The 16940-nt window shown below is 68.1% G+C and carries 11 protein-coding genes; 9 read left to right on the forward strand and 2 right to left on the reverse strand.

What is annotated here, in order from left to right:
• Nucleotides 1–52: 52 nt before the first annotated feature.
• On the reverse strand, nt 53–2803 hold the full coding sequence (locus LGI35_RS23135) for a transglycosylase domain-containing protein (RefSeq protein ID WP_227296033.1): 2751 nt from the start codon (nt 2801–2803) through the stop codon (nt 53–55).
• Between the two features lie 385 nt (nt 2804–3188).
• Here LGI35_RS23135 and LGI35_RS23140 point away from each other — a divergent pair, with 385 nt between their 5' ends.
• The 4 genes from LGI35_RS23140 (at nt 3189) to LGI35_RS23155 (ending at nt 6971) form a co-directional block, all read left to right on the forward strand.
• Nucleotides 3189–3869 (forward strand): PadR family transcriptional regulator, encoded by a 681-nt coding sequence (locus tag LGI35_RS23140; protein WP_227296034.1) that lies wholly within the window; start codon nt 3189–3191, stop codon nt 3867–3869.
• A 43-nt stretch (nt 3870–3912) separates the two neighbouring features.
• Nucleotides 3913–4995 (forward strand): inositol-3-phosphate synthase, encoded by a 1083-nt coding sequence (locus LGI35_RS23145; RefSeq protein WP_227296036.1) that lies wholly within the window; start codon nt 3913–3915, stop codon nt 4993–4995.
• Between the two features lie 116 nt (nt 4996–5111).
• Nucleotides 5112–6368: an MFS transporter gene (locus LGI35_RS23150; RefSeq protein ID WP_227296038.1), complete on the forward strand. Its 1257-nt coding sequence runs from the start codon at nt 5112–5114 to the stop codon at nt 6366–6368.
• A 114-nt stretch (nt 6369–6482) separates the two neighbouring features.
• A complete protein-coding gene (locus LGI35_RS23155) occupies nt 6483–6971 on the forward strand; it encodes an LppU/SCO3897 family protein (RefSeq protein ID WP_116512089.1) in 489 nt (162 codons plus the stop codon).
• A 104-nt stretch (nt 6972–7075) separates the two neighbouring features.
• Here the strand turns inward: LGI35_RS23155 and LGI35_RS23160 are convergent, their stop codons facing one another.
• On the reverse strand, nt 7076–8527 hold the full coding sequence (locus LGI35_RS23160) for a CCA tRNA nucleotidyltransferase (protein ID WP_227296041.1): 1452 nt from the start codon (nt 8525–8527) through the stop codon (nt 7076–7078).
• Between the two features lie 193 nt (nt 8528–8720).
• Here LGI35_RS23160 and LGI35_RS23165 point away from each other — a divergent pair, with 193 nt between their 5' ends.
• The 5 genes from LGI35_RS23165 to LGI35_RS23185 all read left to right on the forward strand — a co-directional run bounded on the left by LGI35_RS23165 (nt 8721) and on the right by LGI35_RS23185 (nt 16867).
• Nucleotides 8721–11057 (forward strand): DUF6049 family protein, encoded by a 2337-nt coding sequence (locus tag LGI35_RS23165; protein ID WP_227296043.1) that lies wholly within the window; start codon nt 8721–8723, stop codon nt 11055–11057.
• Between the two features lie 45 nt (nt 11058–11102).
• Nucleotides 11103–13340 carry a murein biosynthesis integral membrane protein MurJ gene (gene murJ, locus LGI35_RS23170; protein WP_227296045.1) on the forward strand — a complete coding sequence of 746 codons (2238 nt, stop codon included), beginning with the start codon at nt 11103–11105 and terminating at the stop codon, nt 13338–13340.
• A 119-nt stretch (nt 13341–13459) separates the two neighbouring features.
• Nucleotides 13460–15178: a protein kinase family protein gene (locus LGI35_RS23175; RefSeq protein WP_227296047.1), complete on the forward strand. Its 1719-nt coding sequence runs from the start codon at nt 13460–13462 to the stop codon at nt 15176–15178.
• 28 nt (nt 15179–15206) lie between these two features.
• Nucleotides 15207–15932: an RNA polymerase sigma factor SigM gene (gene sigM / locus LGI35_RS23180; protein ID WP_227296048.1), complete on the forward strand. Its 726-nt coding sequence runs from the start codon at nt 15207–15209 to the stop codon at nt 15930–15932.
• Nucleotides 15929–16867, forward strand: coding sequence for an anti-sigma factor family protein (locus tag LGI35_RS23185; protein WP_227296050.1), 939 nt, complete (start codon nt 15929–15931; stop codon nt 16865–16867). Before sigM ends, LGI35_RS23185 begins: the two co-directional genes overlap by 4 nt.
• The last annotated feature ends 73 nt before the right edge of the window (nt 16868–16940 follow it).

Raw genomic sequence — 16940 nt, forward strand, 5'->3', positions numbered from 1 at the left:
CGTGAAACACGCAGCGTTTCACGTGAAACAGGCGGCGTCAGATCAGCTCCGGCTAGCCCGCCGGCCCTCCGAAGATGCCTCCGTTGCCATTTCCGTTGTTGCCGCCATTGCCGCCCCCTGGGGCTGTCGGCGAGCTGGTCACGCCACCGTCCGTGCCGCCCGTGGGTGTCCCACCGGTGCCACCGTTCGATGTTCCGCCGTTGTTGTTGCAGTTCCACGACCAGCTGCTGCAAGACTCGCTGGTCGACGGCGACGGGCCGGGGGAGGACTGGCTGGGCGACGGTTCCACCGACTCCGACGCCGAGGGAGAAGGAGTCGTCGAAGGAGTGATGCTCGGGCTCGGAGTGGCGCCGACGATCGAGCCGATGGGCTCCGGAGTGGGGAACGGCTTAGCCTGCACCCCCTTGAGGGCCTCCAACATGTAGTCGTGCCAGATCTCGGACGGGAACGAGGCTCCGTGGATCTTCTCCTGGTTACCCGTGCCGTACATCTCCAAGAACTCGCGCTTCTTGCTGTTCTCGTCGTCGTCCATCCGGTACATCGTGATGGCCGTCGACAGCTGCGGGGTGTACCCCACGAACCAGGCGGACTTGTTGCCGTCGGTGGTACCGGTCTTGCCCGCGACCTGCCGGTCGGGCAGCTTCGCGTTGGTACCCGTTCCCTTGTCGACGACGGTCCTCAAGACATCGGTGACGTTGTTCGCGACCGCCGGCTGGAAGGCCCTGACCGGCGCCTTCTCGTGCCGGTAGACCGTATTGCCTTCGTGGTCGACCGACGTCACTGAGAACGGATCGTTCCGTTGCCCGCTGGCGGCGAAGGTGCCGTAGGCGCCAGCCATACGGATCGCGCTCGGGTCGGAGGTGCCCAGAGAGAAGGACGGGTAGTTGGCACTGGCGAAGCTGCTGTCCTTGATACCCGCGTCGCTGGCCGCCTGCTTCACCTTGTCCAGACCCACGTCCATGCCCAGCTGGACATAGGCGGAGTTGACGGACTCCCGCATCGCCTCACGAAGGTCGATCTGGTAGGTCGGCCGGTTGTAGGACTCCCCGCCGTCGTTCGTCTGGAGCCACTCCTTGCCGTCCTTGTCCGTCCAGACCTCGCCGTTGTACTTCTTGATCTTCAACTTGTTCTGGCCGCTGTAGAGACTCTTCGGGGAGACCGGGGTGCGCTCGCCCTCACCTTGTTCCTCGGGCCCCTTGGGATCGCGAATTCCGTCCCTCATCGCGGCAGCCAGCACGAACGGCTTGAAGGTCGAGCCAACCTGCGCACCGGTCTGATCGGCGTTGTTCGTGTAGTGCTTTGTCGCGTCCTCACCGCCGTAGATGGCCTCGATCGCGCCGCTCGTGGGGTTCACCGAGGCGCCGCCGAACTGGACGTACTTGTCCGTCTTCGGGCGGAGCTTCTGGTTGATGTTCTCCTTGCGGACCTTCTTCACGGCCGCTTCGAGCTTGTCCACCTTCGTCTTGTCGAAGGTGGTGTGGATCTCGTAGCCGCCCTTCTGCAGGTCGAGGGCAGTGATCTTGCCGTGGCTGTTGTTGATGACGTAGGCCTTGGCGAGGTCCACGAGATAGCCGGTCTGGCCACCCAGCGAGGGGTTGGACCGCGGGCTCTGCAGCCTGGGGAAGTCCTTGAAGGTCGCCCGCTTAGCGGGATCAAGACGCTTGTCCTTGACCTCTTCGTCAAGGATCCAGCGCCAGCGCTTCTCCGCGCGGGCCTGGTTCTTGGCGGGCGTCGCCTGGACCGGGTCGATCTCCGGCGCACCGGCGGGGTCGTAGTAAGTGGCGCCCTTGAGCACCGACGCCAGGAAGGCGCACTGGCTCGCGTTGAGCTTCGAGGCGTCATCGCCGAAATACGTCCGGGCGGCTGCCTGGATCCCGTAAGCACCACGTCCGTAGTACGCGGTGTTCAGGTAGCCGGCCATCACCTTCTCCTTGGGCTCCGTACGGCCCACCTTTATGGAGACGAACAGCTCCTTGACCTTGCGCGAGATCGTCTGCGACTGGTCGTCGAGCATCGCGTTCTTCACATACTGCTGGGTGATGGTCGAGCCGCCCTGCGTCTGGCCGCCCTTGGCCATGTTGACGAACGCGCGGGCGATGCCCATCGGGTCGACGCCCTTGTCCGTCTCGAACGTCTTGTTCTCGGCGGACATGACGGCGTACCGCATGGCCTTGGGGATCTCTTCGTACTTGATGATCTGCCGGTTCGTCTCGCCACCGGTCGCGACCATCTGCTTGCCGTTGGCCCAGTAGTAGACGTTGTTCTGGGCCTTGGCCGTGTCCGCCGTCTTCGGGACGTCCACCAGGGCGTACCCGATGCCCGCCGCGGCCATCAGGCTGCCGCAGAGGCCGACGAACAGACCCGTCACCAGGCGCCAGGACGGCAACCAGCGGTGCACCCCGTACTTGTCGGAGCGCGGGTAGTCGATGAACCTCTTCTTCTGCGGCGGCCGTGAGGGGCCGCGGCCCCTGCCGCGGCCTGGCCCGCCCGATCCCTCGGGGCCGCCTCCACCGCGCCGGCCGCCGCCTCCGCGGCCACCGCCGCCGTCGGGTGCCTTCCTGCGGCTCCCTCCGGCGCTGCGCTGCGCGGCTCGGCGCGCTTCCGCCCGGCCTCCGTACGGGCGGTCGTCGCCCGTCGAGCCGGACGGCCCTGTGGACCCCGGCGTTCCATATGCATCGGAAGGCGATCCGGTGGCGTCACGCGGTGCCGCGCGACGGCCCGGCGATGCGCCTGACGTGCCGCGACGGGCCGCGGCACGTCCGCCGCCCTGTGGCTGCGGCGGTTTGCGACGGTGCTCGCTCATCGAACGACTACTCCTCGGGCAGGCGCTGACATACGCGCCTGGAAACGGCGGCTGGTTTCCGGTCCCCCCGAAATACGGATGCGCCCCTTCTGGCACTCACCCGCAATGCACCGGGGACAACGACGCCCACAGGCGTCACTTGGTTCCCGGCGGTCTGCATGGCGGACAGACTACGCACCGCCAAAACCCGCCTAGGGGTGAAGTTCACCCCAAATCAGGCAACTCGCTTGGTATGAATCGGTGATGTGACGCCGTTCACCGTGATCCCTCTTGTCCCATCCGTGGGGCCGTTCTATCGTCGTGATGTATCGAGTCGATACATCAGCTCGACATAAAGAGTCCGTAAGAGGTCGTGACACCGACCGCGGCAGAGGAGGAGGCGACGATGAGCCGACGTTCCGGCATCCTCGAGTTCGCCGTCCTCGGGCTGCTCCGCGAGTCCCCGATGCACGGCTACGAGCTGCGGAAACGACTCAATACATCGCTGGGGGTCTTCCGTGCCTTCAGCTACGGGTCCCTCTACCCCTGCCTCAAGACGCTGGTCGCAAGCGGCTGGTTGATCGAGGAATCGGGGAACACACCCGAGGACGCCCTCGCCGCACCACTCGCAGGGCGTCGCGCCAAGATCGTCTATCGGTTGACGGCGGAAGGTAAGGAGCACTTCGAGGAACTGCTCTCGCAGACCGGCCCGGACGCATACGAGGACGAGCACTTCGCCGCGCGGTTCGCCTTCTTCGGGCAGACCTCGCGTGACGTACGTATGCGCGTGCTCGAAGGCCGTCGCAGCCGTCTCGAGGAGCGCCTCGAAAAGATGCGCATCTCCTTCGCCCGCACCCGGGAACGTCTTGACGACTACACCCTTGAGCTCCAGCGGCACGGAATGGAATCCGTGGAGCGCGAAGTGCGCTGGCTGAACGAGCTCATCGAGAGCGAGCGGGCGGGGCGGGATCAGCGGCGATCCGACCCCTCCGACGCAGCTCAGCAGGACACATCTGGAGAGACGGGCGGCCTGCCCCGGCACCGGGACAGCACCCGGCCGGATCCGTCCGACGACACCGCCACGTGAGGCCCATTCGGGGTTTCACCGAAACACACAGGGAGCAACCGGAATGGGTTCGGTTCGCGTAGCCATCGTCGGCGTGGGCAACTGCGCCGCCTCGCTGGTCCAGGGCGTCGAGTACTACAAGGACGCCGACCCGGACACGAAGGTCCCGGGCCTGATGCACGTCCAGTTCGGCGAGTACCACGTCGGTGACGTCGAGTTCGTCGCCGCCTTCGACGTCGACGCGAAGAAGGTCGGCCTCGACCTCTCCGACGCCATCGGTGCCAGCGAGAACAACACCATCAAGATCTGCGACGTGCCCAACACGGGCGTGACCGTCCAGCGCGGCCACACCCACGACGGCCTGGGCAAGTACTACCGCCAGACCATCGAGGAGTCCCCCGAGGCCCCGGTCGACGTCGTCCAGGTCCTGAAGGACAAGCAGGTCGACGTTCTGATCTGCTACCTGCCCGTCGGTTCCGAGGACGCCGCGAAGTTCTACGCGCAGTGCGCCATCGACGCCAAGGTCGCGTTCGTCAACGCCCTTCCGGTCTTCATCGCCGGCACCAAGGAGTGGGCGGACAAGTTCACCGAGGCGGGCGTGCCGATCGTCGGTGACGACATCAAGTCCCAGGTCGGCGCCACCATCACGCACCGCGTCATGGCGAAGCTGTTCGAGGACCGCGGTGTCCGACTCGAGCGCACCATGCAGCTGAACGTCGGCGGCAACATGGACTTCAAGAACATGCTCGAGCGCGAGCGCCTGGAGTCCAAGAAGATCTCGAAGACGCAGGCCGTCACCTCGCAGATCCCCGACCGCGAGCTGGGCGAGAAGAACGTCCACATCGGCCCGTCGGACTACGTCCAGTGGCTCGACGACCGCAAGTGGGCCTACGTCCGCCTCGAGGGCCGCGCCTTCGGTGACGTTCCGCTGAACCTGGAGTACAAGCTCGAGGTCTGGGACTCCCCGAACTCCGCGGGTGTCATCATCGACGCCCTGCGCGCCGCGAAGATCGCCAAGGACCGCGGCATCGGCGGCCCGATCCTCTCCGCGTCCTCGTACTTCATGAAGTCCCCGCCGGTTCAGTACTTCGACGACGAGGCCTACGCGAACGTCGAGAAGTTCATCAAGGGCGAGGTCGAGCGCTAACCACACACAGAGCAGCGCGTACCAGCAGTAACGCGCCTCTCCCTGTGGGCTGTTGAGGTCCCCGGATGCACACGGCGTGCACCCGGGGACCTTTCCCGTATGTGAGGCTGGGCCCCATGGCTGTCGTCCGTGACCTGCGCGTACTCCTGCGCTTGAGGGACTTCCGGCGCCTGTTGGCGCTGCGGCTGCTCTCCCAGGGCGCGGACGGCGTCTACCAGGTCGCGCTGGCCACCTACGTGGTGTTCTCGCCGGAGAAACAGACTTCGGCCGGCGCCATCGCCTCGGCCATGGCCGTGCTGCTTCTCCCGTACTCGGTCGTCGGCCCGTTCGCGGGCGTCCTCCTCGACCGCTGGCGCCGCCGCCAGGTCTTCCTCTACGGCAACCTCCTGCGAACCGTCCTGGCATCCCTGACGGCCATCCTGATGCTCAGTGATGCGCCGGACTGGCTCTTCTACGCCTCCGCCCTGTGCGTCACCGCCGTCAACCGCTTCATCCTCGCCGGGCTCTCCGCCGCCATGCCGCGCCTGGTCGACGCCGAGCGCCTGGTGATGGCGAACTCCGTCTCGCCGACCGCGGGCACCCTCGCCGCCACGCTGGGGGGCGGACTCGCGTTCGCCGTCCGTCTGCTCATCTCGGACTCCGACGCCCTCGTGGTGCTCGTCGGGGCGGCCCTCTACCTGTGCGCGGCGCTCGCGTCCCTGCCCATGTCCGCGGAACTGCTCGGTCCGGACGCGGAGTTGGTGCGTCCGGGCCTGCGGACGGCGCTCACCGGCACGGCACAGGGGCTCGCCTCGGGCGTACGTCATCTGGCCGCGCGCCCCGCGGCCGCCCGCGCCCTGGCCGCCATGACGCTGATGCGGTTCTGCTACGGGGCGCTGACCGTCATGGTCCTCATGCTCAGCCGCTACTCCTGGTCGTCCAAGGAGTCCGACGGACTTGCCCTGCTGGGCCTCGCCGTGGCGATCTCGGGGGCCGGATTCTTCGCCGCTGCCGTCGTCACGCCCTGGGCTGCAGGGCGGCTCGGACCCGCCGGGTGGATCACCGTCTGCGCGGGGGCGGCAGCCGTCCTCGAGCCCGCCCTCGGGCTTCCGTTCGCGCCCGCCCCCATGATGGCCGCCGCCTTCGTCCTGGGCCTGACGACCCAGGGCGCGAAGATCGCCACCGACACGATCGTGCAGTCCTCGGTGAACGACGGCTTCCGTGGCCGGATCTTCTCCGTTTACGACGTGATGTTCAACGTCGCGTTCGTTGGCGCGGCCGCAGTGGCCGCGCTGATGCTGCCTCCTGACGGACAGTCGGTCCCGCTGGTGCTCACAGTGGCCCTGATCTACGCGGCGATTGCTGGGGCTATGACCCGATTCGACACCCAGTAAGTGTCACATCAATGACACAGAGCCCCTCCCGACTTCAGAGTTGTCAGTCGGTACGGATAACTTACGGGCGTCTTATCCGCGCCATCGCGCCTAAGTTCGAGGGGGACCCCCAAAGTGACCACTCCGCCGCCGCAGGGCCAGAATCCGTTCGCCCAGGGCCAGCAGCCCTCTGGCCCGCCGCAGGGCGGTCCGTACGCTCCGGTCGCCGGCCAGCCCGGGGTTCCTCAGCAGCCGTACCCGCCGCACGCCCAGGGTGCGCCCATCCCGCCCGCCCAGCCGTCGGGTGGCGGCAAGAAGAAGGCCCTGCGCATCGTCGCGCTGATCGTGGTCGCCATCGCGCTCTACGGCGTGAAGTGGTACCTCGGCCAGAGTGACGCCGAGACGACCGCGGTCGGCAGCTGCCTGCACAACAACGGCACGACGTCCGCTCCGGACCTGAAGGACGTCGACTGCTCCTCGAGCGACTCCGAGTACAAGGTCATCGAGAAGTTCGACGGCACCAGCGACGTCGACAAGTGCAACTCGGTCAAGGGCACCGAGGTCTCCTACTACCAGAGCGGTGGCAGCCACGACGTGGTGCTCTGCCTGAAGGAAACCAAGTAGGACCACGCATCACCATGCCGAAGGGCGCTGTTTCACGTGAAACAGCGCCCTTCGGCATGTCCGCCCTGAGTCGATGTTTCACGTGAAACATCGACGCGGGTCACTCACTCGGCGTTCTGCTGCGCCGCCCACCATTCCTTGAGCGCCGCCACAGCCGCGTCATGCTCCATCGGCCCGTTCTCAAGCCGCAGTTCCAGCAGGAACTTGTACGCCTGCCCGATCGCCGGCCCTGGCTTGATGCCGAGGATCTCCTGGATCTGATTGCCGTCGAGGTCGGGACGGATCGAGTCCAGCTCCTCCTGCTCCTTGAGCCGCGCGATGCGCTCTTCCAGACCGTCGTACGCCCGCCCCAGCGCATTGGCCTTCCGCTTGTTGCGCGTCGTGCAGTCGGAGCGGGTCAGCTTGTGCAGGCGGTCCAACAACGGACCCGCGTCACGGACGTAGCGGCGGACCGCGGAGTCGGTCCACTCGCCGGTGCCGTATCCGTGGAAGCGCAGGTGCAGCTCGACCAGGCGGGAGACATCCTTCACGAGCTCGTTCGAGTACTTCAGCGCCGTCATGCGCTTCTTCGTCATCTTGGCGCCCACCACCTCGTGGTGGTGGAAGGAGACCCGGCCGTCGTCCTCGAAGCGCCGCGTCCTCGGCTTGCCGATGTCGTGCAGCAGGGCCGAGAGACGGAGCACGAGATCCGGGCCGTCCGACTCCAGCGCCATCGCCTGCTCGAGGACGATCAGCGTGTGGTCGTAGACGTCCTTGTGCCGGTGGTGCTCGTCCCGCTCAAGGCGCAGCTCGGGCAGCTCGGGCAGGACATGGCCGGCGAGGCCCGTGTCCACGAGGAGGGTGAGGCCCTCGCGCGGGTGCGCAGAGAGGATCAGCTTGTTCAGCTCGTCCCGCACCCGCTCCGCGGAGACGATGTCGATGCGGTCGGCCATGTCCTTCATGGCCTTGACGACCTCGGGGGCCACCTCGAAGTCCAGCTGCGCGGCGAAGCGTGCGGCCCGCATCATCCGCAGCGGATCGTCGGAGAAGGACTCCTCAGGGGTTCCAGGGGTACGCAGCACGCGCTCGGCAAGGTCTTCGAGCCCGCCGTGCGGGTCGATGAACTCCTTCTCCGGCAGGGCCACGGCCATCGCGTTCACCGTGAAGTCGCGACGCACGAGGTCTTCCTCGATGGAGTCGCCGTACGAGACCTCCGGCTTGCGCGAGGTCCTGTCGTACGCCTCGGAGCGGTACGTGGTGACCTCGACCTGGTAGCCGTCCTTCTGGCAGCCGACCGTCCCGAAGGCGATCCCGACCTCCCACACGGCATCCGCCCAAGGCCTGACGATCTTGAGCACATCTTCGGGACGCGCGTCCGTGGTGAAGTCCAGATCGTTGCCGAGCCGGCCGAGAAGCGCGTCCCTGACCGAGCCACCGACCAGGGCGAGCGAGAACCCGGCCTCCTGGAATCGACGGGCGAGGTCATCGGCGACAGGGGCCACCCGCAGCAGCTCGCTCACCGCGCGGCGCTGCACCTGGCTCAGGGCACTGGGATTGTCTTCATTGGCGTTCGGCACAACAGAAAAGGGTACGTGGCCCGAGCCCAGGGTTCCGCCTCGTTTTCCGTGGGTGTGCGCGAGCCCTGCCGGATGCCCCCTACCCTGTCTTCCGATCATGTGGAGCAGTCCGCGGCACTTCGCCACAGCGCACCTCGTTACCATGCGTGGACTATCCGACGACCACTGACGACGACGAGGGACGGGCGAGCGCGTGGCCGAGGCGGCAGACTTCCAAGGGATGACTCCCTCACCTGCCCGTCGAAGGTGGCGGCGCACGGGGGCGTTGCTCGCCGGAGCGCCCCTGCTGGCCGGCCTGACCCTGCTCGGCGGCTCCCCCGGCTACGCCTCCCCGCAAGCACCCGCGGCCGACGCGATCGGTACGAGCACCGTCGATGTCGCCGTGAACTCGCTCACTCCGAGCGCACCGTCCGACGGCGACACGGTCACCGTCACCGGCACGCTCACGAACGACAGCAAGCAGGCCGTCACGAACGCTCACGTGGCGCTCCGCCTCGGTTCTGCCCTCGGTGGGCGGGCCTCGATCGACAACGTCTCCCGGCACGCGGCGGGGGGAGCGCCGGACGGCAGGGAGATCGGCGGCAAGTACGCCAAGAAGATCTCCACGCTGGCCCCCGGCGCGACGCAGGGCTTCAGCCTCTCCGTCCCCGTCAAGGAGATGGACCTCGACGCCGACGGCGTCTACCAGCTCGGTGTCGCCCTGACCGGCCAGAGCGCGACTCAGCCCTACCAGCAGACGCTCGGTATCCAGCGCACCTTCCTCCCGTGGCAGGCCGAGGCCGCGGAGACGAAGACCAAGACGACGTACCTGTGGCCGCTCATCTCCCAGACCCACCTCACGGCGGAGACGGGATCCGACGAGCAGCAGACGCGCGTCTTCCACGACGACAGCCTCGCCAAGGAGATCGCTCCGGGCGGCCGTCTCCAGCAGATGCTGTCCCTCGGCACCGCCCTCGATGTGACCTGGGTGGTCGACCCCGACCTCCTCGCCTCGGTCGACGCCATGACGAGGCCGTACAAGATCAAGGAGCCCGACGGCACCGAGATCAACGGCAAGAATCAGGCGGTCGCCAAGCAGTGGCTGAACGATCTGAAGAACGCCGTCGCCGATCAGAAGGTCGTCGCCCTCCCCTTCGCCGACCCGGATCTCGCGTCGCTGGCCCACAACGGCACGAAGGTGACGGGTTCCCTCGGGCACCTCAAGGACGCCACCGATGTGGCCTCCAAGACCGTGGAGACGGTCCTGCACGTCAAGCCGGACACGAGCTACGCCTGGCCCGTCGACGGCGCGATCGACCCCAGCATCGTCAATGTCGCGACGTCCGCCGGCGCCGACACGGTGATTGCCCGCAGTGACAGCCTCCAGGAGCGGAACAACCTGCCGTACACGCCGTCGGCGGCCCGCCCCATCGGCAGCGGCACGACGGCCGTGGTGACCGACGCGCGGCTGTCCGAAGCCTTCGAGGGCGACATGACGAAGGCCGAGAACTCGACGCTCGCCGTGCAACAGTTCCTCGCGCAGAGCCTGACGATCAACCTTCAGGAGCCCGACAACGAGCGCAACATCGTGGTCGCGCCGCAGCGCATGCCGTCCGCAAGCCAGGCGCAGTCCATGGCTCAGGCGATCAAGGCCGACCAGGACAGCAGCTGGTCGGAGTCCGAGGACCTGGCCGCAGCCACGAAGGCGAAGCCAGACCCCGAAGCGACGACCCGCGTCCCCTCTTCCCGGTCCTACCCCTCGTACCTGCGCAAGCAGGAGCTGCCCGAGTCGGCCTTCCAGGCGATCCAGGACACCCAGAACAAGCTCACCAACTTCCAGGTGATCCTTTCCGACCCGTCCCGCGTGGTGACGCCGTTCGGACGGGCCATGGACCGGCAGATGTCCACGTCCTGGCGGGGCCACCCCGTCGAGGCGAAGGCGTACCGCGATGGCGTCGCCGACTACCTCACGGCGCTCACCAAGCAGGTCAGGCTCATCGAGAAGTCCGAGGCGAAGCTCTCCGGACGCAGCGCGACGATCCCGGTGACGGTCCAGAACAACCTGGTGCAGGGCGTCGAGCACCTCGTCCTGCGCCTCACCTCGACCAACGGCACCCGCCTCAAGATCGGCGACGGACCGTACTACGAGCAGAAGGTGAAGGTCGCCGGCGGGCACAGCCAGTCGGTGAAGTTCACCACCACCTCGAACGCCAACGGCAGGGTCCCGGTCTTCGCCCAGCTGTACACGGAGGATGGCCAGCCCTACGGCCCCGAGGTGCGGTTCGACGTGAACGTCACCGAGATCACCCCGACCGTGATGCTCGTCATGGCCGGCGGCGTCCTGCTCCTCGTCCTCGCCGGGTTCCGCATGTACACCCAGCGCAAGCGTGCCGCCGCGCAACGCGCCGAGGAGGGGCCTGACGACGGTCAGAACGGGGAGTCGGGCTCCGAACCCGGGGAAGGCGACCCCGAGCAGCCGAGTGACCCGACACCGGACACCGCTCCGGAAAGCACGGACCCGTCCGGCACGGGTGAGAGAGTGGACCGTTGAGCGATGTCGTGGCCGTGGGCCCGGGGACAATGAGGTGGGGTAACCATGAACGCGCCGTACGACGGTGACCGTGGCCAGGGCCCGGGTGGCTCAGCCTCGGCCGGGGGCCCGCCCCCCGGTCATCAGGGAGCGCCCGGCCAGGTCCCGCCGCCCCACCCGGCCCCGGACGCGTATCCGCAGGACGCGTACCTCCAGGACGCCTATGACCAGGATCCGTACCGGGCCCAGGACCTCACGGCCCAGGATCCGGTGACGGAGGCGCTCTACGACCGCGCCGCGCACCCTCCGCCGCCTCCGGGCACCTATGAGGCCCCTCAGCCGCTCTACGACCCGCCTCCCGCAGCCCAGTACCCCCCGGACCCCCGCGTATGGGCCCAGACGCCCGCTCCCGAGCCGGAGGGCCCGTCGCAGCTCCTTCCCTACGGTGACGACGCCAGGACCACGCAGTTCCTGGGCGTCGACGATCTGATGACGCAGGCGAGCGAGGAGCAGCACGAGCCCGATGCCTTCGCGCATCTCTTCCGTGACCAGCAGAGCAACGGCGGCGGCCGTCCGCCGGCCGACGCTTCCGGCGTTCCGGTGCCCACCGCCGGACCGGCTCAGCCTCCCGTCCAGAACGGCACGCCCGCACCTGCCCCTGCCCCTGCCAAGGGGGGCCGCGCGTCGGGCCTCCTGAAGTCGAGTGCCGTCATGGCGGCGGGCACCCTGGTCTCACGCCTCACCGGTTTCGTACGCACCGTGGTCATCACGGCTGCCCTCGGCTCCGCGCTGCTCGGTGACGCGTGGACGGTGGCGTACACCCTGCCGACGATGATCTACATTCTGACCGTCGGCGGCGGCCTCAACTCGGTGTTCGTGCCGCAGCTCGTGCGGTCCATGAAGGAGGACGAGGACGGCGGCGAGGCCTACGCCAACCGCCTGCTGACGCTCGTCATGGTCGCGCTCGGCGTGATCGTCGCCATCGCCGTCTTCGCGTCGCCGCTCCTGATCCGGCTGATGTCGGCACCGATCGCCAACGATCCGGACGCGAACAACGTCGCCGTCACCTTCGCCCGCTACTGCCTGCCCACGATCTTCTTCATGGGCGTGCACGTGGTCATGGGCCAGATCCTCAACGCCCGCGGGAAGTTCGGCGCGATGATGTGGACTCCGGTCCTGAACAACATCGTCATGATCTTCACGTTCGGCATGTTCATCTACGTCTACGGCACCGCGGCAGATTCTCAGCTGCACGTCGACACGATCCCCGCCGACGGTGTCCGGCTGCTCGGCATCGGCACCCTGCTCGGTCTGACGGTGCAGGCGCTGGCGATGATCCCGTACCTGCGCGAGACAGGCTTCCGGTTCCGGCTGCGCTTCGACTGGAAGGGCCACGGCCTCGGCAAGGCGGTCAAGCTCGCCAAGTGGACCGTGCTGTTCGTCCTCGCCAACCAGGCGGGCGTCCTCGTCGTCACCCAGCTCGCCACCGCCGCCGGGAAGGCGTCCGGCAAGTCCGGCGCGGGCATCATGGGTTACTCCAACGCCCAGCTGATCTGGGGCATGCCGCAGGCCATCATCACCGTCTCCGTCATGGCGGCGATGCTGCCGCGGATCTCGCGCGCCGCCCACGACGGCGACCCCGGAGCGGTTCGCGACGACATCTCGCAGGGCCTGCGCACCTCCGCGGTCGCGATCGTCCCCGTCGCTTTCATGTTCGTCGCTCTCGGCGTCCCGATGTGCACCCTGCTCTTCGGGTCCAGCGGCACCGACGGCGCCCGCTCCATGGGCTACATCCTGATGGCGTTCGGCCTCGGCCTGATCCCGTACTCCGTGCAGTACGTCGTGCTGCGCGGCTTCTACGCGTACGAGGACACCCGGACGCCCTTCTACAACACGGTCATCGTGGCCGCCGTCAACGCGGCCGCGTCGGGGATCGCCTACCTCCTGCTGCCCGCCCAGTGGGCCGTGGTCGGCATGGCCGCCTCGTACGGTCTCGCCTACGCGATCGGTGTGGGCGTCGCCTGGCAGCGCCTGCGCAAGCGTCTCGGCGGCGACCTGGACGGCGCACAGGTCATCCGCACCTACGCCCGCCTCTGCATGGCCTCGATCCCGGGGGCCGTCGCCGGTGGCGCGGTAGGTTTCCTGATCATGGGGGCGCTCGGCAGCGGCGCGGCGGGTTCGATCGCAGCGTTGGTCGTGGGCGGGGCCGTACTGCTGGGTGTCTTTTATGTCGCCGCCCGGCGCATGCGGATCGAAGAGCTCAACTCGATGGTCGGAATGGTCCGCGGGCGCCTCGGCCGCTAACGGCCCGGCCGGCCGCACAACCATCGCGGGCTACCGCGTGTCGTGCTTATCGCCGGACTGTGGGCACAATTGGCTTTGGCGTCGCAGAGCGCGCAACGGATGGGGAGGCAGGAACGACGGTGGCGGAACGGAGTACGGCTGCCGTCGACGTGGCAGACAACAGTGGTGACGAGCCACTGACCGCGAAGGCGGAGCAGACCACGGCCGACGGGGTGGCCCAGACCCGGGAGCGGGACACGGCAGCGAACGAGGACGTGGAGGACACCGACGGTTCGACGAGCCCAGGCTCGTCCACTCCCCCCGAGTTGCACAGCGGTCACAAACTCGCGAGACGCTATCGCTTGGAGGAGTGCGTCACCCGGCTGGACGGATTCAGCAGCTGGCGCGCGGTGGACGAGAAGCTCCGCCGGGCCGTCGGGGTGCACCTGCTCCCCGCGGACCATCCGCGGGCACGGTCTGTCCTCGCCGCGGCACGCTCGTCGGCGCTGCTCGGCGACCCTCGCTTCGTCCAGGTCCTGGACGCGGTCGAGGAGAACGACCTCGTGTACGTGGTGCACGAATGGCTGCCCGATGCCACGGAGTTGACCGCGCTGCTCGCCTCGGGCCCCCTCGAGGTGCACGAGGCCTACCAGCTCGTGAACCAGATCTCCCAGGCGATGGCCGCCGCACACCGCGAGGGCCTCGCACACCTGCGGCTCACCCCGAGCGCGGTGCTGCGCACCTCGACCGGTCAGTGGCGCATCCGCGGCCTCGCCGTCAACGCCGCCCTCCGCGGCATCACGTCGGAGACACCGCAGCGCACGGACACCGAAGCGATCGGCGCCCTCCTGTACGCCGCCCTGACGCAGCGCTGGCCCTACGAGGACGACGCGTACGGCCTTTCCGGGCTGCCCAAGGACATCGGCCTGATCGCACCCGACCAGGTGCGGGCCGGCGTGCATCGCGGACTGTCCGAGCTGGCCATGCGTGCCCTCGTCAACGAGGGAGCGACGGCGTCGCGGCAGGATCCTCCGTGCACCACGACCGAGGACCTGGTGAAGGCCGTCGGCGAGATGCCCCGCATCCGTCCCCCGGAGCCGGTGTTCACGGCGCCCGCGGAGTACCAGCGGACGACCTACCAGCAGGGCACGTACGGCCGCCAGGCTCCGCGTCCCGGGGTGGCCCAGCCCATGCCGGCGGTGCCCCCGCCGCCGCTGCAGAGCCGCACGGGCAAGGCGCTCAAGTGGGCCGTGTCGGCGTTGCTCATCGTGGCCCTCGGCCTCGGCAGCTGGCAGCTCGCGGAAGCTCTGATGGACCGCGGCACGTCGAGCGACTCCAACCCGTCGCACAACACCGACGGCGACGACAAGGGCGACGAGCACAAGCCGACGAAGCCGATGGCCATCGAGGACTCCAGGGAATACGTCGTCAAGGGCGAGGCACAGGCCCCGGGTGAAGTGGCGAAGACCTACGACGGCGACAGCAAGACGTTCTGGCGTACCAAGACCTACAACGACGGCCCGAAGCTGGCGCCCTACAAGCCCGGCGTCGGTATCGTCTACGACCTCGGCTCGGCCAAGGACGTATCGGCCGCGTCGATCGCTCTTCAGTACGGCGGCGACCACACGACGATCTCCCTGTACGCGGCCGATTCGCTGTCGCCCACGACATCGATCGGCTCCATGAAGAGCATCGGTACGGACACCACGACGGGCACCACCGCGAAGATCGAGGCCGACAAGCCGGTGAAGACGCGGTACGTGCTCCTGTGGATGACGGCCCTGCCGAAGTCCGGATCCGACGGTTACTACGGAGCGGGTTACAAGCAGGCCCTCACCGACGTGAAGTTCACCGGCTGAGGGCTCACCTGGGGGAGGGGGTTCGAAAGTGGACGACGCCGCCTATGGCGAAGCAAGCGATCAGGACCTCCTCGCCCGCCACGTCGCGGGTGACAAGGACGCCTTCGGTGAGCTCGTGCGCCGCCATCGTGATCGCCTGTGGGCTGTCGCGCTGCGCACCCTGGGAGACCGGGAGGAAGCCGCCGACGCCGTCCAGGACGCCCTGGTCTCCGCCTACCGGGCGGCGCACACGTTCCGCGGGCAGTCTGCCGTCACGACATGGCTGCACCGCATCACCGTGAACGCCTGCCTCGACCGGGCCCGCAAGGCCGCGTCGCGGAAGACTTCTCCGGTCGAGGACACGGAGCGCCTGGACCAGCTCCTCGAACCCCACGAGTCCGCGGCTGCCCCCGCCGAACGCAACGATCTGCACCGTGAACTCTTCGAAGCGCTGGGCACCCTTCCCGTCGACCAGCGTGCCGCGCTCGTCCTGGTCGACATGCAGGGCTACCCGGTGGCCGAGGCGGCCCGCGTTCTCGGTGTTCCCACCGGCACGATCAAGAGCCGCTGTGCGCGCGGCAGAGCCAGACTCCTGCCGTTGGTCACCCATCTGCGGACCGACAACGGCGAGAACGCGAGTGGCAAGAACCCGCCCCCGGAAGCGCCCGAAAGGAACCGGACGCAGGGGACATCCGTCCCACCGGCAGCAGGGCCCCGGGACGGGGCAGGACCAAGTGATTCAGCTGCCGTGAAGGGCGGAGGTGGGCGAGCGTGACATCCACGACCGACACGGCCGAGCACCCCGAGATCGACGAGATCTCCGACCTCACCGAGGGCCTGCTCTCCCCTTCTCGCACCGAGGCGGTACAGGAGCACCTGGACGGCTGCGAGCTGTGCGCCGACGTCCACGCCTCCCTGGAGGAGATCCGCGGCACGCTCGGCACGCTCCCCGGCCCGGCTCATATGCCTGCCGACATCGCCGGCCGCATCGACGCCGCGCTCGCCGCCGAAGCACTGCTCGACACGAAGGCACCTGCCGACATCGAGGACAAGGACGAAGCCGAGGCGCAGTCCGCGGCGCCTGTTTCACGTGAAACAACGCCGGCCGACTCGCCGACCACCGCCGTGGACCGCCCTTCCGGTCATCCCCGTGCCGCGACAGGTCCGGGGCGCGGCGGCCGGACGCGCACCCGGCGCCGTCGGGGCGCCGCCCTCGGAGCGGTCTTCACCGCGGCCGCGATCGGCCTGGGAGTCCTTTTCCTGCAGAACGGGGGCGGCACACCTACCGGCGCTCCCGAGAGCGGCACGCCCCGCCAGGCGAGTTCCGCACTGTCCTTCTCCGAGAACAAGCTCGAGAGCCAGGTGCAGAACCTTCTGACGGAGAAATCCTCCGCGCCCTCCGACTCGTCGACATCCAAGCCGTCCGTCGACATCCAGCAGTCGGGGCCGAAGACCCCCAGGACGAACTCCCCGATGCGGGGGAAGACCGTCGTGGTGCCGGACTGCATACAGCGGGGCACCGGCCGTCAGACTCCTGCCCTCGCCATCGAGCGGGGAGACTACAAGGGCACCATCGCCTACCTCGTCGTGCTGCCCCACGAGTCGGATCCTGCCCAGGTCTCGGCCTACGTCATCGACGCGACCTGCGTGAAGCAGCCGTCCTCCGCTCCCGGAAAACTGCTGCTGACCCACTCCTACGCTCGGCGCTGACTCCACCCGGGGACACACTTCGCGTGTGCTCCCGGACACGGTGGGAATGCGCGCCCCGTAGGATCCGTTGGGT

This window comes from Streptomyces longhuiensis (assembly GCF_020616555.1).
In the GTDB taxonomy this organism is placed as follows: Bacteria; Actinomycetota; Actinomycetes; order Streptomycetales; family Streptomycetaceae; genus Streptomyces; species Streptomyces longhuiensis.

Bases quoted from the DNA above. Each gene is read 5' to 3' on its own strand.
- LGI35_RS23135 (WP_227296033.1), bottom strand. From the start codon at position 2,803: ATGAGCGAGCACCGTCGCAAACCGCCGCAGCCACAGGGCGGCGGACGT.
- LGI35_RS23140 (WP_227296034.1), top strand. From the start codon at position 3,189: ATGAGCCGACGTTCCGGCATCCTCGAGTTCGCCGTCCTCGGGCTGCTC.
- LGI35_RS23145 (WP_227296036.1), top strand. From the start codon at position 3,913: ATGGGTTCGGTTCGCGTAGCCATCGTCGGCGTGGGCAACTGCGCCGCC.
- LGI35_RS23150 (WP_227296038.1), top strand. From the start codon at position 5,112: ATGGCTGTCGTCCGTGACCTGCGCGTACTCCTGCGCTTGAGGGACTTC.
- murJ (WP_227296045.1), top strand. From the start codon at position 11,103: ATGAACGCGCCGTACGACGGTGACCGTGGCCAGGGCCCGGGTGGCTCA.